We start from the raw sequence: 23,376 nt of genomic DNA on the forward strand, positions 1-23,376 counted from the left end.
ACCCAGTTGCAAAGATGCCACTTCTTTTTATAGAAATAGGCGTTTTCTCTTTCACTTTTTTGTTACCTTTGCAGGCATGAAGATAGGTTCGATTGATTTAGGAGAGCGTCCTTTATTCCTTGCACCGATGGAAGATGTGACCGACATAGGCTTTCGGAAGATGTGTAAGAGATATGGGGCAGCAATGGTATATACCGAGTTTGTGTCGGCAGATGCAATCATTAGGAGTATCAAGTCGACGCTTTCTAAGATGGTGATAGACGATAGTGAGCGTCCTGTAGGCATACAGATCTATGGTAGGGACGTTGCTTCTATGGTTGAAGCAGCCAAGATTGTGGAGCAAGTAAAGCCTGACGTGATAGATATCAACTTTGGTTGTCCAGTGAAGAAGGTGGCAAACAAGGGGGCAGGATCGGGTATGTTGAAGAATATCCCACTGCTGTTAGAGATCACAAGAGAGGTTGTTAAGGCTGTAAATGTACCTGTTACAGTGAAGACAAGACTAGGTTGGGACACCGAACACCTCATCATTACCGACCTAGCAGAGCAACTGCAAGATTGCGGCATACAAGCATTAACGATTCACGGGCGCACTCGTTCGCAGATGTACACAGGTCAGGCGGACTGGACACTCATAGGAGAAGTGAAGAAGAACACGCGTATTAAGATTCCAATCATTGGTAACGGGGATGTGATGAATCGCTTAGAAGCAAGCGAGAAGTTCGATACTTACGGCGTAGATGCCGTTATGATTGGTCGAGCAACATTCGGTTGCCCCTGGATCTTCAGCCCAAAAGCAGATGAGATAAGCCTCGATGAGAAGATAGATGTACTAGAGGAAATGCTCAAGATCAATGTTGAACGCATTGATGAATATCGTGGTATCTTACATACAAGACGCCACCTTGCGGCTTCACCGATATTTAAAGGCATTCCAGACTTCAAACAGATACGTATCTCCATGCTACGTGCTACGAAGGTGGACGAACTCTTGTCAATTCTTGAAGATTGTCGGGAGCGTTTGAGAGAATAGGTTAGCTTTATTGCTGATAAAGGTAAATTAAAAAGGGATTAAACGTTAGCTTTATACGTTCAATCCCTTTTCTTTTGCGCCAGATACGGCTTATATGTGTTCTTGCTTTAATACTTCTCCATCCAAGTTATAGGCTGTGAATACTCCATGCTCGTATGTCATAAACGTTGGAACATTGCCTCCTTTAGGGAAGGTAATCGATCCTAAGTTGCAGACCAGAGCATCCTCTTGATGTGTTAACTCCCACAGATGCGTGTGTCCATATACAATGGCATCAATGTTACCTACGGGCATCTTCTCCTTATTATATATGTGTCCGTGGGTGAGGAAGAGCCGTTTTCCTTCATCAACGAGCATGATATAGTCTGCCATCAAGGGGAACTTCAGGAGCATTTGATCAACTTCTGCATCGCAATTACCCCTTACTGCGATTATATCTTGCGCTCTTTTATTCAATACTTCAACGATCCCTTTGGCATTAATACCCTCTGGAATAGAGTTACGCGGACCATAGTTTAGGATGTCACCAAGGATACATAACATATCACACTGCTCTCGATCATAGAATTGCAACACCTTCTCTAGGGTCGGCAAACAGCCGTGGATATCTGATACAAATAGATATTTCATGTTCTTTCTGTTGTTTGTTTCTAAGGCAAAGGTACTGCAATTCATTCAGAAAATATCGTTCCTTACGATTTAGTTCACCATCTTCTGCATTTTTCAAGATTATTGTTTATATTTGCAACAACAACTATCTATTACTACTACTATGGATGTGAAGGATGTATTCGAACTACGCCGACAGGGGCGAACAGAGGATGCTTATGCTGCAATCTTACCTTTGTATGCTGCTCACAAGGGGCATTATACAACGATAGCCATGTTTTGGGTGGGTGTAGATATGATGCGTTTGCGGTATCAACAACGCCGTTTAGAGGAGGCATATAAGATCTTTAAGAGTCTAATGAGGCTTTATCCCACTATGAAAGACACTGATTTAAAGGGACAGAGTGCAATGATGAGGGCTGCAATACAGGTCTTCGAGCACAACAATAGTTTCTCAATACTCGACTTCATAACGCATTGGAACATCACACGCCTTACTGATGATGATTGGAAGGGAACGCAGCATGAAGGCTTTGTGACGCCTTCCACGGGGATGAGGATTGTAGGGAAAGTGTTCAAGGAAGTAGCTGCTAATCCTACTGTCGATATGGCTTTACGGGCTGCCCCCATCCTTGCTGAAGCATTGAAACATAGTCCTTATAACCGAGATAACCAACGTTACAAAGCTATCATCTACCAGATTATGGGCAAGAAGGACAAAGCCATCAATGTTTATCGGCATTTGATAAGTAGGTCGAAGAAGTCAAATGAGTTCCAAGAGTTGGCTAATCTCATTGAGGATGAGCGTTATAAGATAGCCTTATTATGCAAGGCTATCACATTACAGAGGGATGAGAAGTTTCGACAGCGCCTGCGTTTCACGCTTGCCGAATTGTTGTTTAGACAGGATAAAGCCCGTGCGCGTTACGAACTAGACAAGTGCCTTGAAGCAAGGCGACAGGCTGGTTACACCATCACATGGGCAATGCAGAATCTTGCAGCTAGTTTGTCAGAAGTTAATCCAGTATCTGATGCAGCTGAAAAAGCCTTTTATCGGGAGCAAGAGATTGTGGTGAAAGAATTGATCTTGTAGATATTTTGCTCCTCCAAACACCGCCCCTTATACCCTTTCTAGCCCTCTTCAAAGGGAAGAATAACTAACAGAAATCGGACAGGAAAGGGCTCTTTTATTCTTTGCTGACACCTTTTTTATCACGTAAAACACGGATTATACAGACTAATCTAGATACTTGGAAAATCTAAAGAAACAAGAGGAGACATAGGAGGTGGCACTCTTTAGTAATGCAAGATTCATTATCTAACACTCAAAATAACAATTCATTCTGCAGAAGATAGCCGTTTACACGATTGAGGAATGTCCTTTTCTTGTCAGAAATAATCGCATTGATGAATGGGAAGTAAGCATATTCAAAACAAGATAAAACGCCCTTGAATTACATAGGCAATACTTGTTTATATTTGAAAGAACGATTAATTACATCAAAAACTAATCTAAAAATAAACAATTAACAGATTAATAATATTATAAAAATAGTTTATTTTTTCTTTATCGAGAGGTTTTCTGCTGGAGAAATAAGTATCGCTTATTATTTAACAGAGCGTTTAGACAAAGATAGACAGGGCTTTCATGGAAGAAAGAAAAGCTCTGCGTAAAGAACAAAGGAGGATAGAGGGAAAAGCAAAAAGGTTGTTTCAAGGCAATAACCAATAGGTTAATATGCGTTGAAACAACCTTTCTTATTATAGGAATAAGACACTCTCATTACCTTGATTAAATAGCAAGTCGAGTACACTTAAGTTCGGTTGAAATCCGTACTTCTGCTGATAAACCTGATAGTAAGTACATGGTTTGAACTCGTCATCACGCCCTGGATGCTTCGGGCGAATCGTTTCTCGGAAATCAATCACGCCCTCTGAGGGTTCCAGCTCATAGCTATCTGTGCGCCTCATACAGGGCATTATGTCGATAAGCTCGCACATCTTCAACGTGATCTCCCAGTTGAAATCATAGAGAAAGACCCACTTTCGTTCAAAGAAAGGGCGTATATCGTCCTCGTAATACTCGAAGAATGGGCTCTCCCCGTAGGCTGATTGCAATGCATACCAGTGCTGATGACGCCAGTTGGCATGGTCACTAATGCGCACATCTCTCATCTCGCACTTCGCTCCCTCAAACTTCTCCACAGGGATGGAGAGCGTTTGTAGTCCGTTGGTAGCTGCTATCACACATCTATTTCGATAGGTTTGCTTCACGAAATGGTCGTGTTGCTCTATCAAACAAGTATCGTATCTATTCAGCTTCTGATACCATTGAACGGGACCAAAGTAGGTCGAAGAGAGAAGTGCTGACGCCATTCTTTACTTGATATTATCGACCCAGTTGAACAGACGATGCCAACGGATGCCACCGAAACCCTTACGATCTGGATCACTAGACCACCATATAAAGATAGGCTTACCCACGATATGATCTTCTGGAACAAAGCCCCAGTAACGACTGTCGGCAGAGTTATGACGGTTGTCACCCATCATCCAGTAGTAGTCCATCTTGAATGTGTAACGCGTTGCAGGGCGTCCGTTGATATAGATCTTGCCGTTCTTTACCTGCAAATCGTTCTTCTCGTAAACTTTAATACAGCGTTCGTAAACAGGGAGGTTATTGAGGGTGAGGGTGATAGACTTACCCTTTGCAGGAATCCAGATAGGCCCGTAATTATCACGAGTCCAGCCTGTGAAAGCATTCAATGGATAGTAAGGACCAGAGTAGATGTCCTTATCTGTGACAAGACGAATAGCCTTGATGAGTCCTAAACGCTTCATTTCTGCAGCGGCTCTCTTGGTTAATGGCATGTAACCATCATACTCCAAGGCAGCGTTGTTGAGTACCATTCCTCTGCTGATATCACTTCCATGTAGGTTTGTAAGGGTCTGAACATCCTCATTACTAATCTCTAATTCCTTGCGAAGGTCATCATATTGAGCACTGAGAAGGTCGGCTGTTGTGATGTTATTGAGCTTTACAAAATAGGTATATTGTACCTTTTCTGGTTCCTTGTTAGGCTTACCATCAAGATAAATAATCCTATTCTTGATTTGAAGAGTTTGTCCAGGAAGGCCCACACAACGCTTCACAAAGTTCTCACGGCGGTCAGTTGGACGCCAATCCAACGTGCCATAAGTACCCACATTATTAATAATGTAGTTCCGACCAACAGTGTAAGCATTATCATAAAAGGCACGTTGTTGAGCTATACTCATCTGATTCAACTTGATGTTCGGATGCTGTTGTGCCAATGTATTCTCGCCTAATGTATAGACAGTTTGATAATAGTCTTGACCTTGATAGTTCGGTTCGCTCATAATCGTGTCACCTGCTGGATAATTAAAGACAACGATGTCGTTCAATTCAACCTTGCCCAATCCCTTTACACGGCGATAGTCCCACTGCGGCCAAGAAATGTAACTCTTCGTATTGATAATAGGGAGAGTATGCTGTGTCAAAGGCATTGTCAGCGGTGTTTCCGGTATACGAGGACCATAGCTGACCTTCGATACAAAGAGGTAATCACCAGTAAGTAGTGACTTCTCAAGAGACGATGATGGGATGACATAGTTTTGAAAGAAAAAGAGGTTAATGAAGTACACTGCGACCAAAGCAAACACTAGTGCATCCACCCAACCCATAATGAATCGGACTGGACCCTCAGCCTCTTTCCACCACTGCCAACGTATCTTCTTGGTGATATAATAGTCGTAGATGAATGGTACAACGACTAATCCCCACCAGCTTCCAACCCATAGTAGGAATAGAAGATATAGAACAGTAACACTAATAAACTTCGCCCATTGCTTCCTTGGATCTAGGGCTGCTTTTTCCTTATCTATCATATCTTGAAATACAGTTAGAACTTAAATAAGTCGCTTGTAGTCAATAGACCGGTATGGTCCTTGGTGTATTCTGCAGCTAAGACAGCACCCAATGCAAATCCTTGTCGACTATGAGCATCATGCGTAATGGTTATCTTATCTGCATCAGAGTCATAACTGATACTATGAATACCAGGCACCTCGTCGCGTCGAATAGATGCAATAGGTAGTTCGTTAGGAGCCACATCATTTGTGCCAGACTCTGTACCATCTGCATTGTGCTGAAAGCCCTTCACCCACTTATCCTTTCGATCGATACAGTCGATGATGTCCTCTGCCAATGTGATAGCAGTACCTGATGGAGCATCGAGCTTATGCACATGATGCACCTCTTCCATTGCTACATTGTACTGTGGGAAACCATTCATAATCTTTGCTAAATAGCGGTTGACAGCAGAGAAAATGGCTACTCCTATAGAGAAGTTACTTGCCCAGAACAATGTCTGACCGCCCTCTGTACAAAGGCGTTCTACCTCTTCCTTATGGTCATTCATCCAACCTGTTGAACCACTGACAACCTTCACATTGTGTGCGAAGGCACGCTTATAATTGCCGAAAGCAGCCGTAGGGTTGGTGAACTCAATGGCTACATCTGCAGACGAGAAAGCCGGTGAGTCGAAGTCATCGGGATTGTTTACATCTATAATACTAACGATTTCGTGGCCACGTTCGAGGGCTATTTGTTCTATCATGTGCCCCATCTTACCATAGCCAATCAGTGCTATCTTCATAATTAATACGTATTAAAAACAATGCAAAGGTAGCTGATTTACGACATAAAACAAAATTACTTCACTTATTTTAAGTAAGGTATAAGCAAGCAAAAGATAAAAAATAAGCATACAAGAAAGGCTTTATAATCAAAAAATTCGTATATTTGTCCTCTGTTAATAAGCCACGAATCTATGATGGAACAGCTCATCCACTATGTATGGAAGCATAAGTTATTTCCTTTAAAGGGACTTCAGACTACCGATGGTCAAGCCATTGAAGTTATCGACCCAGGGCTTCCTAACCGCAACGCAGGTCCCGACTTCTTCAATGCAAAGGTGAAGATTGGTGGGACGTTATGGGTGGGCAATGTGGAGATACACCTCCGTTCGTCTGATTGGTACCTGCATCATCATGACAGAGACCCACATTATGATAATGTAATACTACATGTTGCAGAGTCAATCGACCTTGCCGTCAAGACCAGCCGAGGCGATTATCCACCGCAAATGAGGCTTGCTATCCCAGAAACAGTGCGTGAGCATTATCAAGAACTACTATCAACCGATGATTACCCAGCTTGTTACAGGATTATACCCAACCTCTCCAAGCTCATGATTCATGCGTGGATGAATGCCTTACAAGCTGAACGTTTAGAGCAGAAAGCACATGCCATCACGGAGAGACTGCAATCATGTAATGGCTCTTGGGAGCTTGCTTACTTCGTAACCTTAGCCCGAAACTATGGTTTCAGCATAAATGGTGATGCCTTCGAAACGTGGGCGAAGGTTCTTCCCTTGCATGACGTCGGTCATCATAGGGATGACCTAATGCAAGTAGAAGCCTTCTTCTTGGGGCAAGCAGGGCTACTCGAACAGAACTCGATACCTAAGCGTTATCAGCAGGAAGCACTCAATGATGCTTATTATCAGCGTCTGAAGACGGAGTATCAATATCTATCTCATAAGTTTCAACTGCACCCAATGGATGCAAACCAGTGGCGATTCCTACGATTAAGACCGCAGAATTTCCCCCACATACGCATCTCTCAGTTAGCAAACCTCTATTACGAGCAGCGTTCGGGACTATCTTGTCTATTAGAGTGTGAAACTATCAAGCAGGCACGCGAACTTCTTTCGACACAGGTAACAGCCTATTGGGAGACGCATTATATGTTTGGCATTGAGAGTAAAAGGAGTGAGAAACGACTGACAAAAGCCTCTTTGGACTTACAAATTATCAACACGGTCATCCCCATTCTATTTGCTTATGGCAAGCACAAAAGCAATGAGAAACTTTGCGAACGTGCCTTCGACTTCCTTGAAGCACTAAAGGCTGAACACAACCACATTGTCCAGATGTGGGAAAAAGTGGGTCTATCAGTGGAGACGGCGGGTGACTCTCAAGCACTCATACAGCTTAAGAAAGAGTATTGCGACCCCAAGGACTGCCTCAGATGCAGGATAGGTTACGAGTATTTAAAGGCTCAATCCGTATCTACCCCCACAATGGGTGAGATGGAGAAGGGCGATATTTCAAACAATAGAAACTAATTAATTATCAAATAATAAAGCCTCATCAAGTATATTGCAAAGCGTTACCAATAAGGCATAACCATTGCTTATACTGACGAGACAACACTCTCACATAATAATGAAGACTAATTACATCTTTGAAACAAGGATGGAGGTTCGTGATTACGAATGCGACATTCAAGGGATAGTTAATAATGCCAATTACTTGCATTATACCGAACATACACGTCATAGATTCCTCCGTTCGCTAGGCGTGAGTTTCTCTGCTCTACACGAGAAAGGCGTTGACGCGGTCGTTGCTAGAATGCAACTGACATACAAAGTGCCACTGACTTGCGATGATGAAATTATCTCTCGCATGGGACTCAAGAAGCAGGGGCTACGCTGGGTGTTCTCTCATGACCTCTTCCGAGCTAGTGATGAGCGTCTGTGTTTCCATGCAGATGTTGACTTGGTAGTGCTTATCAATGGGCGATTGGGCTCTAGTCCTGATTATGACGAGGCGTTCGCCAAGGTCTTAGAAACTGATGCGTAGTTTCGACATCCAACTCTTATCCCTGACAAAAGAGGGATAAGAGTTGCACAATAAACCTCTAATTCGATAAGAAAAACTAATCATTATGGAAGCACTCAACGCCATTCTGTTATCCCGCCTAACTCGTTTTCACCTCCGTGAAATAGCCGAATTATATCGCAGGGCAGGCTCTGCAACAGCAGTAATAGAGCATAAAAACGATATTCGAGAGATTCTCCCAGATGCGTCAAAACAACTTGTTGAAGCACTCAAGGACGTGGATCATCTTCGTGCAAGGGCAGAACAAGAATTGAATTATTGTCTGCAACATGACATCCAAACGCTTTGTATGAATGATGAAGATTATCCACAGCGGTTGAGAGAATGTGTGGATGCCCCTCTCCTACTCTACTTTAAAGGTAATACAAAGCTCAACGCAAGACAGACCATCAACCTCGTTGGAACACGGCATTGCACTCCTTATGGGCAAGACATCATCCGTTTATTTATCAAAGAATTGAAGGCTCTGTGCCCAGATGTGCTTATCTTCAGCGGACTAGCATACGGCGTGGATATCCATTCACACCGAGCTGCACTGGAGAATGACTTTGATACGGTTGGAGTATTGGCTCACGGGCTGGACGATCTTTACCCTCGTGGACATCAAGAGACTGCCCTCAAAATGATAAAACAGGGTGGTTTGCTCACGGAATACATGACACATACACAGCCCGTAGCCCGTAACTTCGTGCAACGCAACCGCATTGTGGCTGGTTGCTCGGACGCAACTATCCTCATAGAATCGGCTGCTAAGGGTGGAGGACTTATCACTTGTGGGATTGCCCGCAGCTATGGTCGTGAGGTATTTGCCGTTCCTGGAGCTATTGGAGCTACTTATAGCGAAGGCTGCAACAATCTTATTCGAGATAACGGAGCTGCCCTCATCACTTCAGCAACCGATTTTGTGAAGGCGATGGGATGGGATGATGAACAGAAACTAGTGCTTGCACAACAACAAGGAATCGAACGGGAACTTTTCCCTGATTTGTCGCCAGAGGAAGAGCAGATTGTTCGTACCTTACAAAGTAACAACGACTTACAGATAAATATGCTATCCGTACAAACAGACATAGCCATCTCACGCCTCACTGGTATTCTATTCTCTTTGGAGATGAAAGGTATCATTCGGACTATGGCTGGCGGTTGTTATCATCTCATGGCATAAACAAGTGAAATAAAGAAGAGCCTCTTCTTGATTGAAAGAGAGCCTTTCTTCCTATCGAAGAGAGGCTCTCTTCGATGTAAGAAGGGCGTTTCCTTTATTCTAGAAATACGATTGTCCGATTGAAAAAGATTTGTTCGATGCTGACAACTAGGAACATCCTTTCCCTCAGAAGGAACTTCGAATGACCTCAGCCAATCAGTTAAAAGACACGTTAAATTTGCCCATCTACCTTTTTTTTAGTACTTTTGCACGTTTAAGAAAAGGAATATAACGAATATAGAATAATATAATGTCATCGATTCAAATCAAGAGAGTAGAGACAAAGAAAGACCTCAAAAGGTTTATAGAGTTCCATTACGATCTCTACAAAGGGAACCCTTATGATGTGCCCAATCTCTATAGTGATGAAGTAAATACACTATCAAAAAACAAGAACGCTGCCTTTGACTTTTGCGAAGCAGAGTATTATCTTGCCTTGAAAGAAGGGAAGATTGTTGGTCGCGTGGCTGCTATTATCAACCATAAAGCAAACGAGAAATGGAAGAAGAAGGACGTTCGCTTTGGTTGGATTGACTTCATTGATGATATTGAAGTATCACGTGCTTTGTTTAAAGCTGTTGAGGAGTATGGTCGGAAGAAAGGTATGGATGACATTGTTGGACCGCTTGGCTTCACCGATATGGATCCTGAAGGAATGTTGACCTGGGGCTTCGATAAGCTGGGAACAATGGCAACCATCTATAATTATGAGTATTATCCACAACACATGGAGAAGCTCGGTGGATGGGAGAAAGACAACGATTACGTTGAATACTACCTCGTAGTACCAGAGAAATCACCTGAGAAATATACGAAGATAGCCGAGATGGTGGAGAAAAGATACAATCTCCACGTGCGCAAACTGACGAAGAAAGACATCTTCCAAGGCGGTTATGGCAAGAAACTCTTCGACCTCATCAATCTCACATACAGTGATCTTTATGGGTTCTCAGAGCTTACTGATCGTCAAATTGACCAATATGTCAAGATGTACTTCCCATTAGCTGACCTCGACCTCGTCACTGTTATTGAGGATGGAAACAAAGACAACCAACTCGCCGGACTAGGAATTACAATCCCATCGTTGAGTCATGCACTTCAAAAGTGCCGTCGCGGACGTCTGTTCCCATTTGGTTGGTGGCACTTACTACGCGCTATTAAGTTCCATAAGACCGATGGTGTGGACCTTCTCTTGATGGGTTTTCTACCCGAATATAGGTCTAAAGGAGCCAATGCACTGCTCTTTGCCGACCTTATCCCACGTTATGTCAACTACGGATTCAAGTGGGGTGAGACGCAAGTAGAGATGGAGAGCAACGAAGGAGTGCAGAGTCAGTGGGGACCACTAGACCCTATTAACCACAAGAAGAGGCGTTGCTATAGAAGAAGTCTCACTCTCACACCTGAAACAAGGGCAGGGGGAGGTGAATAATTCGATCTTCAGTCCTTTCGTCTCGGTATAATAGTTATTGTTTAGTTATACATTAATTTTAGATTAATTAAGTAGCTTCTATCTGACAAAAGAGTGTATGTTCCTTTCCTCACACATGGTAACATACAACTCTCCTCTCCGTTCAGAGAGGGATTGAAAGTGAGCTTTTAATATTTATGGACGAATTAGTTAAACCCGTAGAATACACCGATGACAACATCCGACACCTATCGGATATGGAACATGTACGTACCCGTCCGGGCATGTACATCGGTCGTTTAGGTGATGGAAAGTTGCCCGAGGATGGTATCTATGTGCTTTTAAAGGAAGTCATAGACAACTCTATCGATGAATTTAAGATGAATGCGGGCGATAGAATAGAGATAGATATCGAGGACAACCTGCGTGTTAGCGTGCGTGACTATGGTCGTGGTATTCCACAGGGAAAGCTCGTTGAAGCGGTATCAGTGCTGAATACGGGTGGTAAGTACGATTCTAAGGCATTCAAGAAGAGTGTCGGATTGAACGGAGTCGGTGTCAAGGCTGTTAATGCACTTAGTTCGCACTTCGAGGTGAAGAGCTTCCGTGAGGGTAAGGTACGTGCGCTCTCGTTTGAAAAAGGTAATCTTCAAAGTGATAAAACAAAGAAGACTAACGATGAGAGTGGTACTTACATCTACTTTGAACCTGATAACACGCTATTCAAAAACTACTCTTTCCATGATGACATAGTCGAGGAGATGCTCCGCAACTACACGTATCTTAATACGGGGCTAACCATCATGTACAATGGTAGACGCATATTGAGTAGGCATGGACTAAAGGACTTGCTGACGGATAACATGACGGGAGATCCATTGTATCCTATCGTTCACATGAAGGGAGAGGATATTGAGATAGCTTTCACACACACCAATCAATATGGCGAGGAGTACTACTCCTTCGTGAATGGACAGCACACTACACAGGGCGGTACACACCAGACTGCTTTCAAGGAGCATATTGCCAAGACCATTAAAGAGTTCTTCGGCAAGTATGAATATGGTGATATTCGTAACGGATTAGTGGCTGCTATCGCTGTTAACGTTGAGGAACCTGTGTTTGAATCACAGACTAAGATCAAGTTAGGTTCAACCCTTATGGCTCCCGATGGAGAGACGATTAACAAGTACGTAGGCGACTTTATTAAGACAAATGTCGATAATTACCTTCACATACACAAGGAGGATTTCACCGACATATTGGAGAGTAAGATCAAAGAAACCGAACGGGAACGTAAGGCAATGGCTGGTGTAACGAAGTTGGCACGTGAGAGAGCGAAGAAAGCCAACCTCCATAACCGTAAGTTACGTGACTGTCGTGTACACTATTGTGACGTGAAGAACGATCGAAAGGAGGAGAGTTCTATCTTTATAACAGAGGGTGATTCAGCCAGCGGAAGTATCACTAAGAGTCGTGATGTCAACACACAAGCAGTCTTCTCATTGCGTGGAAAGCCGCTTAACTGCTTTGGATTGACAAAGAAAGTAGTGTATGAGAATGAGGAGTTCAACCTTCTTCAGGCTGCGCTCGATATTGAGGACGGACTCGATTCACTCCGATATAATAAGGTGATAGTGGCTACGGATGCCGATGTCGACGGTATGCACATTCGCTTACTGATAATTACTTTCTTCCTTCAGTTCTTCCCTGAGCTGATAAAGAAAGGGCATGTATATGTCCTTCAGACGCCCCTCTTCCGTGTTCGCAACCGTCGAACAAAAATCAAGGATAAGCAGGTTATTGCTGATGCCGACGCTCGTCGTGCGAAAGGAGAGAAGAAGAACGACTTTATTACACGTTATTGTTACTCTGAAGAGGAGCGTGTAGCAGCTATCAACGAGCTTGGTCCAGAACCAGAGATAACACGATTCAAAGGTCTTGGAGAGATTTCCCCTGATGAGTTCGCACACTTTATAGGACCCGACATGCGCCTTGAGCAGGTCACACTCCATAAGAATGATCAAGTTGCAAAGTTGCTTGAGTACTATATGGGAAAGAACACTATGGAGCGTCAAAACTTCATCATTGACAACCTCGTAATCGAAGAGGACTTGCCAGAAGAGCAAGGGGAGATGTAAAGGAGGGCTTCGTCATAAAGCTAATTTACTATCTTCTCGTCTCTAAAGCATAGTCGATAGGGACTTTCAAATCAGTCGACTGATTTTTTAAAACACTCGACTAATTTTCCAAATCAGTCGAGTGTTCTCTTAAAGGAGACGTTAGTTCTATTAGAATAAGCCGTCTACTTGCTCTGCAATCCTCATGAACATGCTATTAAACAAGCAACAACAAATCATAACAACAACAAGATAGAAAGACAAGAGCAGGAACTCGAACACTATTCCCTTGCGTTGTCTTTCAACGAAATAGAGTTTCATTAATTTACAATAATAGTCTATGAAAAGGTATATCTATCTTTCACTCCTTTGCTTCTTTAGCTTTTTACCATTGTCAGCGCAGCTTAAGAGCGACTCACCCTTACGTAAGTTGCAGATAGCAGAGATGGCTATCACTAACTTCTATGTGGATTCCGTGAATGAACAGAAGCTCTCGGAAGATGCCATAAGAGGGATGTTAAAGGGCTTAGACCCGCACTCCACTTATACAGATGCTAAGGAAACGAAGGCAATGAATGAGCCTTTACAGGGCGACTTCGAGGGTATTGGCGTCCAATTTAACATGATTGAGGACACGTTAGTGGTGATTCAACCCATCGTGAATGGTCCTTCTCAGAAGGTGGGAATCCTTGCGGGCGACCGTATCGTCAGTGTGAACGACTCTACAATAGCTGGAGTAAAGATGCCACGTATCGACATCATGAAGATGCTACGTGGTAAGAAGGGAACGAAGGTGAAGTTAGGTATTGTGCGTCGAGGCGTCAATGGTATCCTAACATTCGTTGTCACACGTGATAAGATACCTGTTCATACACTCAACGCAGCCTATATGATTCGCCCAACTGTGGGTTATATTTGCTTAGAGAGCTTTGGTATGAAGACTCACGAGGAGTTCATGGATGCCGTAAGGGGGCTTGAGAAGCAAGGTATGAAGAGCCTGATACTCGACTTACAAGACAATGGTGGCGGTTATCTTCAGGCTGCCGTACAGATTGCCAATGAGTTCCTAAAGGATAACGAGATGATTGTCTATACCGAAGGACGCAATGTGCGACGCCAGAACTACAAGGCTATTGGCAATGGAAGACTACAAAAGATACGTGTTTATGTACTTGTGAATGAGTTCACTGCATCGGCTGCAGAGATTGTTACGGGGGCTATTCAAGATAACGACCGAGGCACAGTTGTTGGGCGCAGAACCTTTGGCAAGGGGCTTGTTCAGCGTCCTTTCGACTTCCCTGATGGTAGTATGATGCGCTTGACTATCGCCCATTATTATACACCAAGCGGTCGTTGTATTCAGAAACCATACAAGAAAGGCGACTTGAAAGACTATGAGATGGATCTTGAGAAACGCCTGAAACATGGTGAACTAACCAATCCTGATAGTATTCACTTTGATACTTCTCAGAAGTTCTACACGCTTCGTAACCATCGAGTAGTATATGGTGGCGGTGGCATTATGCCCGATTACTTCGTGCCTTTAGATACAACTAAATACACGAAATATCATCGTCTCTTGGCTGCAAAGAACATCATTATGAATGCTTATCTGAAGTATGTTGATGCAAACAGAACAACTCTGAAAGGACTTTATAAATCGTTTGACACCTTCAATAAGAATTACGTAGTACCACAATCATTGCTTGACACGATCATAGCAGAGGGCAAGAAAGAGAAGGTGGAACCAAAGGATAAGGCAGAACTAACGGCTACCATGCCTTATATCAAAGTTCAATTAAAAGCACTCGTAGCACGTGACCTATGGGATATGAACGAATACTACCGTGTTTGGAACGAACAGAGTGACATTGTGAATAAGGCTGTTAAACTCGCAAGTGATAAAGAATAAGGAGTGAAGTAAGATTCTCCTATTCTATAAAAGGGGAAAAGGACTTGCTCAATAAGCATTATCCTTTTCCCCTTTTATCGTGTATGCGCTATATTAATAAGGTGTATCAACCTCCAGAAATAGAACCTTATCTTATAAACGAAACACCTTCTTCGGATTCCATCTGACGTAACAATGCAAGTGCCTTGTTCTCATTCTCTTCCATTATCTCACGTTCGCCTGGTCCCTTGTCATTGATTCCACAGAGATGAAGTATGCCATGTATGATAACACGAAACAGCTCTTCTTCATACAACTTACCAAATAGTTCAGCATTGGAACGCACTGTATCGAGTGAAATTACAAGATCGCCATTGAGTACATCACCCTCATCATAGTCGAAGGTAATAACATCCGTATAATAATCATGCCCTAAGTACTCATTGTTCACTTCGAGTATCTTCTCGTCATCAACAAACATATACCCTATTTCCCCGACCTTCCTTCCGTAGGTAGCAGCGACTGCTTTAATCCAACGAGAAGTATCACGTTTCCTGATTTTAGGCATTTTTACGCCTTCTGCACTATATGTAATCATTTGCTTCAGTTGTTTTTCTATTCTTGTTAATACCCCTTTGGAAGGAACTCCGATATATCTCTTCCAAAGTGTTGAAGCTCTCTCACCATAGTAGAACTAATGCTTGACAGCTGCGGTTCAGCATAGAGAAAGATTGTCTCAACGCCCGATAAGAGTCTATTCACATCTGCTTGCTCCCGTTCATATTCGAAGTCTTTCACACTGCGAACACCTTTTATAATATATGTCGCTTGCTCTCTACGAGCGAAATCGATGGTTAGGTCGCTATATGCCCGTACTTCAATCTTTGGCTCATCAGCATAGAGACGCTTGATACGCTTCACTCGCTCCTCTGCACTCAACATACACTTCTTCCGCTCATTCACCCCTACACCAATGATAATATGGTCGAAGAGCGGTAAAGCACGGCGTACTATAGAGTCGTGCCCAATAGTAAATGGATCGAAACTACCAACGAAGAGTCCTTTATTCATCTATTATCTCCCACCTAATCTTCTGTGCCAACATCTCCAAGAGAGCATTATCAGCAGCAGGAATACTTATTGTTCTATTCATGTTTACCTCCTTGTTTCTACCGCAAATATAGTTTATTTCCATTAGAAAACCAAATAGATAACAACTTTCTTATTGGTCGAATAATCCAGGCTGGAGCGGGTTGTCATGAAAAGAGTTGCGCCCTAAATGGTCATAAGCAAGCTGAGTTGCAACACGCCCACGCGGTGTTCTCTTGATGAAACCTTCCATAATCAAGAATGGTTCGTACACCTCCTCAACCGTTCCAGCGTCCTCTCCAATGGCAGTAGCAATGGTTGATACGCCAACAGGACCACCTCTGAACTTGTCAATAATGGTAAGTAGTATCTTGTTATCGATCTCATCCAAACCATATTGATCAATATTCAATGACTGCAAGGACATCATTGCTATTTCTGGAGTTATCGTTCCATTGCCCTTCACCTGAGCGAAGTCTCTCACACGCCGAAGCAATGAGTTACAAATACGAGGCGTCCCACGCGAACGTCGAGAAATCTCAACAGCAGCCTCATCAACGATTGGGACCTTCAAAAGATACGCCGACCTCTTGATGATACGTTGTATTGTTTCGGGGTCATAATACTCTAGATGCAGGTTAATACCAAACCTCGCACGAAGCGGAGCAGTAAGAAGTCCACTGCGAGTAGTGGCTCCGACAAGTGTAAAAGGGTTCAGATCAATCTGTATGGAACGTGCTGAAGGTCCCTTATCAATCATTATATCGATGCGATAGTCCTCCATTGCAGAGTATAAATACTCTTCAACGACAGGCGAAAGACGATGAATTTCATCAATAAAGAGCACGTCGTTGGGTTCTAATGACGTCAGAATACCAGCCAAATCACCTGGTTTATCAAGCACTGGACCAGAAGTTATCTTAAAGCCAACGCCTAACTCGTTTGCTATGATATTACTCAACGTCGTCTTACCCAGTCCTGGTGGACCATGCAAGAGCGTATGATCGAGTGGTTCTCCCCTATACTTCGCTGCTTCAACGAACACTCGAAGGTTCTCAACAACCTTCTGCTGTCCACTAAAGTCATCGAATTTCAATGGGCGGAGAGCGTTCTCAAAGTCTTTCTCAGCCGATGAGATCCTCTCTTCATGTATATCAAAATCTTCCGACATGTTATCTTTCTATTTTAGAAAAAAAGAGTACTTGCGAACGTGTCAAACATCCTTATGTAGGGACAAAACGGCTCGTTCAATATCTATTGAGTGTTTGTAAGATTCCAGTTATATACTCTTTATCAAATTGGATATATGACCTATGCTCTTTACAAGTGCTATTTATTTTCTGCAAAGGTAGTGTATTTTTTCCGTGCAGGTGCTTTGTTTCGGAAAATTTATCTAAATTTGCAACATGAACTAACGCTTTATCCTTATACGTATGATCAACAGAATGAACAAGAAACTACTTTATCGTGAGATCCTCGACTACATCATGATAGCCGCAGGAATGCTCTTCTACGCAATCGGTTGGACTATCTTTCTATTGCCCAACCACATTGGCAATGGTGGTGTAGCAGGTTTTGCATCTATCATCTATTGGGGAAATGGAATCCCCGTAAGCTGGACTTACTTCTGTCTGAACGCTATTTTACTAGCTGTGGCACTAAAGGTTTTAGGCTTAAAGTTCTGTATTCGCACCATTTATGGTGTAGTAGTTCTTACCATCTTAGTGAATGTCTTGAGCCAAGCCTTCCCTCATCCAATGCTCTTGCATGGGCAACCTTTCATGTCAGCAATCATCGGAGCAGTCTTTTGTGGTGTTGGTCTTGCTTTCGGACTATCGTATAACGGAAGCTCAGGTGGCTCTGATATCGTTGCAGCTATCGTCAACAAGTATCGCGATATATCGTTAGGTCGGGTCATCCTATTGGTTGATATGACGATCGTAACTGGTAGTTACGTCGTTCTTCATAGTTGGGAGCAAGTGATTTATGGCTATGTAAACCTCATTATAACGTCCTTCGTACTTGATCAAGTCATCAATTCAAGTCGCAGGTCAGTGCAGTTCTTGATTATTTCTGAGCGTTATAAGGAAATATGCGATATGATATCTCAAGACCAACCTCACCGCACCAGCACCATTATTGACGCTAAGGGCTATTATACGGGGCATGACTTAAAGGTTGTAATCGTGGTTACACGCCAACGAGAAGCCTCTTACGTTTATCGTATGATAGATGAGATTGACCCTGACGCATTCGTTACACAGAGTCAAGTAATGGGTGTTTTCGGTAAGGGATTCGATAAGTTTAAGGTGAAACGTAAGGCACATAAAGAACAGACACCAACGACGATTTAGATAGAATATGGCATACTTCTCAAATTGAGAAGATTATAGTAGGATATGAAGAGAGGCTTTCTTTGATGTAAAGAAAGCCTCTCTTCATGTCAAAGAAACGCCCTTCTCCATCCGAGAAGGGCGTTTCTTTGTTTTCATTCTTATCGTTCTTGCTTACGAGGCACAACTTTGTTACACACTAACGACCCCTTCCCACTATATAACCCAACCGACTTCCGTTAGGCACTCCTCCCCCTTTTGGGGAGGTTGGGTGGGGCTTTTCGGGGCGACAGAGTGGGGCTTTCTCTACAATTTCAAAGCCGCTTTAACACCTGCCTCAACGTCTTTCATATCTGCAGTAGGCTCAAAACGATCAATGACATGACCATCTCTATCAACGAGGAACTTCGTGAAGTTCCACTTGATACTAGGGTCTTTTGCATAGTTAGGGTTGTCTGCCTTAAACTTTTCATCAAGGTATTTACCAATCTGAGTGGTCGTATCGAAACCTTTAAAAGGCTGTTGCACCTTAAGGTAAGTGTACAAGGGTGACTCGCTCTTACCATTTACTACGATCTTAGCAAACTGTGGGAACATAATACCATAAGTACCCGTACAGAAAGAGTGGATGTCCTTGAGCGATCCAGGCGCTTGTGCTCCAAATTGGTTACAAGGGAAATCTAGGATGACAAAACCACGATCCTTGTAAGTATCATAGAGCTTTTGTAAGGCTTCATATTGTGGTGTAAAGCCGCACTTTGTGGCTGTGTTTACAATGAGTAACACCTTTCCTTTGTACTCTTTCAACTTGATGGTCTTCTCATTGCCATCCTTTACACTGAACTTATAAACGTTTTTCTGCGCCATAATAGGCAATGCCATCAACGCAATGATAACTAATGATAATAGTCTTTTCATACTCTTTTATTTCACATCCAAGCCACATCTCCTTCGAAACTCATCGAGTAGCTGCAATGAATGTGGATGTTCTTTTATAATAACTTTATTAATTCTTCCATTCCTTCACTAGCCCCCTTTTGAATGTGAATGACGTGTCCAGCACTCCCTGCAGGAGCGTTATCAGGGTCGATGAGATAGATGGGGACACCTGGACGAACATATCTCACGAGCCCTGCCGCAGGGTAGACATTCAGCGAAGTACCGATGATAACGAACACATCTGCTTGTGCAGCTTCCTCCATAGCAGGCTCTATCATGGGTACAGCCTCACCAAAGAATACAATGAAAGGACGCTCCAGAGAACCATCACCAGCCAGTGTTCCGGGAGCTACCTCACAATCTTCTGGGGGCAATTCCCTTATATATCTCGAGTCGTAAGGGTCGTTACTTGAGCACACCTTAGATAGTTCGCCATGCAAATGAATAACCTTCTTCGACCCTGCCTTCTCGTGTAGATTATCCACATTCTGCGTGATAACAACCACATCGTAAGCCTTTTCTAGTTCCTTAATCAGCTGATGCCCCTTATTAGGCAATGCTGTGTAAAGTTTCCTTCGGAGCTTATTATAGAAGTTGTTAACCAATGTTGGATTTGCTTCCCAGCCTTCGTGTGAGGCTACTTGCTCAACGGGATAATCTTCCCAAAGCCCATCGTTACCACGAAAAGTCTTGAAGCCGCTTTCGACAGACATACCTGCACCCGTTAAGAATACTACTTTCTTCATACGACCTTACATTTGTTTCTATTCCACAAATTTAGTTATTTTAATTCGATTAATGTGATTCAATACCTTAAAAAATAGTATCTTTGCACATTAATAATAAATAACTTCAAGAACTAAAATGGATAAATTAAGCTATGCACTGGGCATCGGTATCGGTTCCCAACTCGCTGGTATGGGAGCGAAGGGATTAAATATCGACGACTTCGCACAGGCTGTTAAAGATGTAATATCAGGCACTCCTTTGAAGGTTAATAACGCTGAGGCACAATCCTTAGTACAGGCTTTCTTCCAGGAACAAGAGGAAAAGCAACGTGCTGCGGCGGCTGAGGCTGGAAAGGTAGCAAAGGCTGCTGGAGAGTCATTCTTGGCTGAGAACGCAAAGAAAGAGGGTGTGGTTGTATTGCCATCAGGTCTTCAGTACCAAGTACTAAAGGAGGGTAATGGTAAGAAACCAAGCGCAACTGACCAGGTAAAGTGCCACTATGAGGGTACACTTATCGATGGGACGATCTTTGATAGCTCCTATCAACGTAACGAACCAGCCACTTTTGGACTCAACCAAGTCATTGCTGGATGGACAGAAGGCGTACAGTTGATGTCGGAAGGGGCTAAGTATCGCTTCTTCATACCTTACAATCTCGCTTATGGAGAGCGTGGCGCAGGTGCACAGATACCACCATTTGCAGCCCTTGTATTCGATGTTGAATTACTCAAAGTATTATAAATTAATATCTGCTAGGGCGTTATAAGTACTCCTAATGATTTATGATAGCCCTACAGAACATATATTAATGCCTAAAAACTAAACAATAAAATAAATGAAGAAAGTTTATCTTTTAGCCGCAATGGCTATGGCAGCTGTAGGCTTCACAGCCTGTGGCAATTCTGCTCCTAAGGAGGATTTGAAGTCTGATGTAGACTCTTTAAGCTACGCATTCGGTATTGACCAAGGTCAAAGTGTTAAGCAGTATCTACAGCAGATGCAGATTGATACCGCTTACATCGACGAGTTCATCAAGGGTATGAACGATGGTGTTCAGGGTGCAGATGACAAGAAGAAGGCTGCTTATAACGCTGGTATCGGTGTTGGACAGCAGATGAATATGGTCATTAAACAGCAGATTAACCGCCAGATCTTTGGTGATGATTCAACCAAGACTATCTCTCTGAAGAACTTCTTGGCAGGCTTTGCTGCAAGTGCAAAGGGCAAGAATCAGAAGATGACTGTTGAGCAGGCTCGTAACATAGAGCAGACTACTTCAAAGGCAATTCAGATGAAGAACGCTGAGAAGACATACGGTCCTAACAAGAAGAAGAGCGATGCTTACATGGCTGCTAATGCAAAGAAACCAGGCGTAAAGACCATTGCGCAGGGTGTACAGATTAAAGAACTTAAGGCTGGAAATGGCGCTGTTCCAAAGGCTTCTGATGTAGTGAAAATCAACTATGTTGGTAAGACTATCGAGGGCAAGGTATTTGATCAACGCAATGATGCAACTATGCCTGTAGGTGGTGTAATACCTGGTTTTACAGCTGCATTGACCACTATGCCAGTTGGTTCTAAGTGGGAGATTACAATCCCTTATAGTGCTGCTTATGGTGCGCAACAGCCTAGCCCAGACATCAAACCATTCTCAACACTTGTGTTCACTGTTGAGTTGTTGGGTATTGAGAAGGCTCCACAAGGTCAGCCAGGTATGCCTGCTGGTATGCCAGAGCAGGTTAGCGGTAAGCCAGCAAAGTAATTCCAAGACATCTTAAGATAATAAATAAGGAGGGTCAGGTGCATAGCCTGACCTTCTTTCAATCATCTCCTTTTAAGTAAACAATCATCTCTTATAGAATAGGGAATTATACACACTAGTATAATCAATTATACAGACGTGTATAATCAATTATACACACGAGTATAATCAATTATACACACGAGTATAATCAGTTATACAGACGTGTATAATCAGTTGGAAACACGAGTCCAATCAAGCAACGTCTATTGGAGAGGGAAACATCTTTAATTAAACAAATATTGGTTATGAAGAAAGTAATCATGCTGGCTCTGCTTATTGCGGCAGGCTCAGCTTTTAACACAGCAAGCGCTCAGAGTAAGAAAAAAGATAAGAAGAACAAAGCTACAACAGAGTGTTCAGAGGCTTGCAAGACGGCACCTATCGTATTGAAGAGTGCTGCCGATTCATTGAGTTACGCAACAGGTATGACCATGTCAAACGGCTTAGACGCCTATCTTGAGCAACAATTCGGTATAACAAAGGAGTTAATGCCCGACTTCATCAGGGGCTTGAAGGAAGGAATCTGCAAACGCAAGGATGCGAACTTTGCTGCTTATGGAGTAGGAATAGCCGTTAGTCGCCAGATAGAAAGCCGTTTGCTCCCGAATATGGTTAGTCAATTCGAAGAGTCAAAGAGCCCAGTTAACACAGAGATACTATATAGTGGAATCGTAGCAGCTATGTCCAAGGACTCAACAACGATGTCTCCTGCAACCGCAGCAAAGTTCTTTAAGGAACAAGAGATAGCTATCAGACAGCAAAGAGAGGCTGAGAATAAAGCAAAGAACGAGGCTTTCATGGCTGAAAACAAGGCTAAAGAAGGGGTCGTAACGCTCCCTAGTGGCTTGCAATATCGCATTATTAAGAAGGGTACAGGCGCCATTCCAAAGGCTACCGACGATGTTCAGGTAATCTATGAAGGCAAGACTATCGACGGAAAGGTATTCGATTCAACCGCAAAACACGGCACCGAGTTCGACACCTTCAACGTTGGTGGGCTCATCAAGGGCTGGACTGAGGCTTTACAACTTATGCCCGTAGGTTCTAAGTGGGAAATCTTTATCCCTTACAACTTGGCTTATGGTGAGCGTGGAGCAGGTCGCGACATCGCTCCTTATTCAACTCTTATCTTCACATTGGAGCTTAAAGACATTGATGGAGTGCATGTGGTAAAATCTTCACAGCCAACTCCCTCTATGGAAACCGAGGCTAAGAAGGATAGCAAGACAGCGAAGAAATCTCAGCCAAAGAGCGCAAAGAAAGCATCTTCAAAGGCTGGTAAATAAAGTCTAGAGGCGCTTTCCTCGATATTAAGAAACGTAAGCTAATGGGCAAAGAAAGACCTTACTATTAGCTTCTATATAGACAAAATGCACCCAAGAGGTGCATTTTGTTTGTCATTTTGTTGCCTATTCAATAATTATTATCTACTTTTGCTCTACTTCA

Annotated in this window: 21 protein-coding genes; 12 read left to right on the top strand and 9 right to left on the bottom strand. The window is 43.0% G+C overall.

All coding sequences use genetic code 11. The features are described from left to right. Window positions 1–76 precede the first annotated feature (76 nt). Complete coding sequence (gene dusB, locus HMPREF9969_RS09060) at window positions 77–1,033, top strand: tRNA dihydrouridine synthase DusB (protein ID WP_009435493.1); 957 nt, start codon at window positions 77–79, stop codon at window positions 1,031–1,033. Window positions 1,034–1,123: 90 nt separating this feature from the next. On the opposite strand, the gene yfcE is transcribed toward dusB, so the two are convergent. Further along, window positions 1,124–1,663: a phosphodiesterase gene (yfcE, locus tag HMPREF9969_RS09065; RefSeq protein ID WP_036895586.1), complete on the bottom strand. Its 540-nt coding sequence runs from the start codon at window positions 1,661–1,663 to the stop codon at window positions 1,124–1,126. 142 nt (window positions 1,664–1,805) lie between these two features. Between yfcE and HMPREF9969_RS09070 the strand changes: the two genes are divergently transcribed. Continuing rightward, window positions 1,806–2,735: a tetratricopeptide repeat protein gene (locus tag HMPREF9969_RS09070; RefSeq protein WP_009435485.1), complete on the top strand. Its 930-nt coding sequence runs from the start codon at window positions 1,806–1,808 to the stop codon at window positions 2,733–2,735. A gap of 668 nt (window positions 2,736–3,403) precedes the next feature. Here HMPREF9969_RS09070 and HMPREF9969_RS09075 read toward each other — a convergent pair. The 3 genes from HMPREF9969_RS09075 to dapB are packed head-to-tail and all read right to left on the bottom strand — an operon-like array spanning window position 3,404 to window position 6,321. Beyond that, window positions 3,404–4,018, bottom strand: a complete 615-nt coding sequence (locus tag HMPREF9969_RS09075) for a WbqC family protein (protein ID WP_009435404.1) — start codon at window positions 4,016–4,018, stop codon at window positions 3,404–3,406. A gap of 3 nt (window positions 4,019–4,021) precedes the next feature. Then, entirely contained in the window at window positions 4,022–5,551 is a 1,530-nt protein-coding gene (lepB, locus tag HMPREF9969_RS09080) for a signal peptidase I (RefSeq protein WP_009435479.1), read from the bottom strand. Between the two features lie 14 nt (window positions 5,552–5,565). Beyond that, window positions 5,566–6,321, bottom strand: coding sequence for a 4-hydroxy-tetrahydrodipicolinate reductase (gene dapB / locus HMPREF9969_RS09085; protein ID WP_009435539.1), 756 nt, complete (start codon window positions 6,319–6,321; stop codon window positions 5,566–5,568). A gap of 174 nt (window positions 6,322–6,495) precedes the next feature. Here dapB and HMPREF9969_RS09090 point away from each other — a divergent pair, with 174 nt between their 5' ends. The 6 genes from HMPREF9969_RS09090 (at window position 6,496) to HMPREF9969_RS09115 (ending at window position 15,057) form a co-directional block, all read left to right on the top strand. Beyond that, window positions 6,496–7,854 (top strand): DUF2851 family protein, encoded by a 1,359-nt coding sequence (locus HMPREF9969_RS09090; protein ID WP_009435500.1) that lies wholly within the window; start codon window positions 6,496–6,498, stop codon window positions 7,852–7,854. A gap of 100 nt (window positions 7,855–7,954) precedes the next feature. Continuing rightward, window positions 7,955–8,371 carry an acyl-CoA thioesterase gene (locus HMPREF9969_RS09095; protein WP_004383025.1) on the top strand — a complete coding sequence of 139 codons (417 nt, stop codon included), beginning with the start codon at window positions 7,955–7,957 and terminating at the stop codon, window positions 8,369–8,371. Window positions 8,372–8,456: 85 nt separating this feature from the next. Further along, window positions 8,457–9,575, top strand: a complete 1,119-nt coding sequence (dprA, locus tag HMPREF9969_RS09100) for a DNA-processing protein DprA (RefSeq protein ID WP_009435447.1) — start codon at window positions 8,457–8,459, stop codon at window positions 9,573–9,575. Window positions 9,576–9,864: 289 nt separating this feature from the next. Next, a complete protein-coding gene (locus tag HMPREF9969_RS09105; protein ID WP_009435536.1) occupies window positions 9,865–11,046 on the top strand; it encodes a hypothetical protein in 1,182 nt (393 codons plus the stop codon). A gap of 176 nt (window positions 11,047–11,222) precedes the next feature. Then, window positions 11,223–13,166, top strand: coding sequence for a DNA topoisomerase IV subunit B (locus HMPREF9969_RS09110; protein ID WP_009435465.1), 1,944 nt, complete (start codon window positions 11,223–11,225; stop codon window positions 13,164–13,166). A 319-nt stretch (window positions 13,167–13,485) separates the two neighbouring features. Further along, window positions 13,486–15,057: a S41 family peptidase gene (locus HMPREF9969_RS09115; RefSeq protein ID WP_009435475.1), complete on the top strand. Its 1,572-nt coding sequence runs from the start codon at window positions 13,486–13,488 to the stop codon at window positions 15,055–15,057. A gap of 127 nt (window positions 15,058–15,184) precedes the next feature. On the opposite strand, the gene ybeY is transcribed toward HMPREF9969_RS09115, so the two are convergent. The 3 genes from ybeY to ruvB all read right to left on the bottom strand — a co-directional run bounded on the left by ybeY (window position 15,185) and on the right by ruvB (window position 17,296). Beyond that, window positions 15,185–15,634, bottom strand: a complete 450-nt coding sequence (gene ybeY / locus HMPREF9969_RS09120; protein WP_009435537.1) for an rRNA maturation RNase YbeY — start codon at window positions 15,632–15,634, stop codon at window positions 15,185–15,187. A 26-nt stretch (window positions 15,635–15,660) separates the two neighbouring features. After that, window positions 15,661–16,107, bottom strand: a complete 447-nt coding sequence (coaD, locus tag HMPREF9969_RS09125; protein WP_009435467.1) for a pantetheine-phosphate adenylyltransferase — start codon at window positions 16,105–16,107, stop codon at window positions 15,661–15,663. 151 nt (window positions 16,108–16,258) lie between these two features. Further along, window positions 16,259–17,296: a Holliday junction branch migration DNA helicase RuvB gene (gene ruvB, locus HMPREF9969_RS09130; protein ID WP_009435515.1), complete on the bottom strand. Its 1,038-nt coding sequence runs from the start codon at window positions 17,294–17,296 to the stop codon at window positions 16,259–16,261. Between the two features lie 262 nt (window positions 17,297–17,558). On the opposite strand from ruvB, the gene HMPREF9969_RS09135 reads away from it, so the two are divergent. Beyond that, complete coding sequence (locus HMPREF9969_RS09135; RefSeq protein WP_009435416.1) at window positions 17,559–18,479, top strand: YitT family protein; 921 nt, start codon at window positions 17,559–17,561, stop codon at window positions 18,477–18,479. Between the two features lie 285 nt (window positions 18,480–18,764). Here the strand turns inward: HMPREF9969_RS09135 and HMPREF9969_RS09140 are convergent, their stop codons facing one another. Both HMPREF9969_RS09140 and HMPREF9969_RS09145 read right to left on the bottom strand, forming a co-directional pair. Continuing rightward, on the bottom strand, window positions 18,765–19,376 hold the full coding sequence (locus HMPREF9969_RS09140) for a glutathione peroxidase (RefSeq protein WP_009435542.1): 612 nt from the start codon (window positions 19,374–19,376) through the stop codon (window positions 18,765–18,767). A 74-nt stretch (window positions 19,377–19,450) separates the two neighbouring features. Then, a complete protein-coding gene (locus HMPREF9969_RS09145; protein ID WP_009435489.1) occupies window positions 19,451–20,143 on the bottom strand; it encodes an SIR2 family NAD-dependent protein deacylase in 693 nt (230 codons plus the stop codon). A gap of 118 nt (window positions 20,144–20,261) precedes the next feature. Between HMPREF9969_RS09145 and HMPREF9969_RS09150 the strand changes: the two genes are divergently transcribed. The 3 genes from HMPREF9969_RS09150 (at window position 20,262) to HMPREF9969_RS09160 (ending at window position 23,216) form a co-directional block, all read left to right on the top strand. After that, the gene (locus HMPREF9969_RS09150; protein ID WP_009435419.1) at window positions 20,262–20,867 is read left to right on the top strand and encodes an FKBP-type peptidyl-prolyl cis-trans isomerase; all 606 of its coding nucleotides are present in this window, start codon (window positions 20,262–20,264) and stop codon (window positions 20,865–20,867) included. Window positions 20,868–20,961: 94 nt separating this feature from the next. Then, the gene (locus HMPREF9969_RS09155; protein ID WP_009435472.1) at window positions 20,962–21,888 is read left to right on the top strand and encodes an FKBP-type peptidyl-prolyl cis-trans isomerase; all 927 of its coding nucleotides are present in this window, start codon (window positions 20,962–20,964) and stop codon (window positions 21,886–21,888) included. 287 nt (window positions 21,889–22,175) lie between these two features. Continuing rightward, window positions 22,176–23,216, top strand: a complete 1,041-nt coding sequence (locus HMPREF9969_RS09160; protein WP_009435533.1) for an FKBP-type peptidyl-prolyl cis-trans isomerase — start codon at window positions 22,176–22,178, stop codon at window positions 23,214–23,216. The last annotated feature ends 160 nt before the right edge of the window (window positions 23,217–23,376 follow it).

This window comes from Prevotella sp. oral taxon 306 str. F0472 (assembly GCF_000257925.1).
In the GTDB taxonomy this organism is placed as follows: Bacteria; Bacteroidota; Bacteroidia; order Bacteroidales; family Bacteroidaceae; genus Prevotella; species Prevotella vespertina.

Excerpts from the sequence above, each read along its gene's own strand:
- dusB (WP_009435493.1), top strand. The coding sequence starts at position 77 with ATGAAGATAGGTTCGATTGATTTAGGAGAGCGTCCTTTATTCCTTGCA.
- yfcE (WP_036895586.1), bottom strand. The coding sequence starts at position 1,663 with ATGAAATATCTATTTGTATCAGATATCCACGGCTGTTTGCCGACCCTA.
- HMPREF9969_RS09070 (WP_009435485.1), top strand. The coding sequence starts at position 1,806 with ATGGATGTGAAGGATGTATTCGAACTACGCCGACAGGGGCGAACAGAG.
- HMPREF9969_RS09075 (WP_009435404.1), bottom strand. The coding sequence starts at position 4,018 with ATGGCGTCAGCACTTCTCTCTTCGACCTACTTTGGTCCCGTTCAATGG.
- lepB (WP_009435479.1), bottom strand. The coding sequence starts at position 5,551 with ATGATAGATAAGGAAAAAGCAGCCCTAGATCCAAGGAAGCAATGGGCG.
- dapB (WP_009435539.1), bottom strand. The coding sequence starts at position 6,321 with ATGAAGATAGCACTGATTGGCTATGGTAAGATGGGGCACATGATAGAA.
- HMPREF9969_RS09090 (WP_009435500.1), top strand. The coding sequence starts at position 6,496 with ATGATGGAACAGCTCATCCACTATGTATGGAAGCATAAGTTATTTCCT.
- HMPREF9969_RS09095 (WP_004383025.1), top strand. The coding sequence starts at position 7,955 with ATGAAGACTAATTACATCTTTGAAACAAGGATGGAGGTTCGTGATTAC.
- dprA (WP_009435447.1), top strand. The coding sequence starts at position 8,457 with ATGGAAGCACTCAACGCCATTCTGTTATCCCGCCTAACTCGTTTTCAC.
- HMPREF9969_RS09105 (WP_009435536.1), top strand. The coding sequence starts at position 9,865 with ATGTCATCGATTCAAATCAAGAGAGTAGAGACAAAGAAAGACCTCAAA.
- HMPREF9969_RS09110 (WP_009435465.1), top strand. The coding sequence starts at position 11,223 with ATGGACGAATTAGTTAAACCCGTAGAATACACCGATGACAACATCCGA.
- HMPREF9969_RS09115 (WP_009435475.1), top strand. The coding sequence starts at position 13,486 with ATGAAAAGGTATATCTATCTTTCACTCCTTTGCTTCTTTAGCTTTTTA.
- ybeY (WP_009435537.1), bottom strand. The coding sequence starts at position 15,634 with ATGATTACATATAGTGCAGAAGGCGTAAAAATGCCTAAAATCAGGAAA.
- coaD (WP_009435467.1), bottom strand. The coding sequence starts at position 16,107 with ATGAATAAAGGACTCTTCGTTGGTAGTTTCGATCCATTTACTATTGGG.
- ruvB (WP_009435515.1), bottom strand. The coding sequence starts at position 17,296 with ATGTCGGAAGATTTTGATATACATGAAGAGAGGATCTCATCGGCTGAG.
- HMPREF9969_RS09135 (WP_009435416.1), top strand. The coding sequence starts at position 17,559 with ATGATCAACAGAATGAACAAGAAACTACTTTATCGTGAGATCCTCGAC.
- HMPREF9969_RS09140 (WP_009435542.1), bottom strand. The coding sequence starts at position 19,376 with ATGAAAAGACTATTATCATTAGTTATCATTGCGTTGATGGCATTGCCT.
- HMPREF9969_RS09145 (WP_009435489.1), bottom strand. The coding sequence starts at position 20,143 with ATGAAGAAAGTAGTATTCTTAACGGGTGCAGGTATGTCTGTCGAAAGC.
- HMPREF9969_RS09150 (WP_009435419.1), top strand. The coding sequence starts at position 20,262 with ATGGATAAATTAAGCTATGCACTGGGCATCGGTATCGGTTCCCAACTC.
- HMPREF9969_RS09155 (WP_009435472.1), top strand. The coding sequence starts at position 20,962 with ATGAAGAAAGTTTATCTTTTAGCCGCAATGGCTATGGCAGCTGTAGGC.
- HMPREF9969_RS09160 (WP_009435533.1), top strand. The coding sequence starts at position 22,176 with ATGAAGAAAGTAATCATGCTGGCTCTGCTTATTGCGGCAGGCTCAGCT.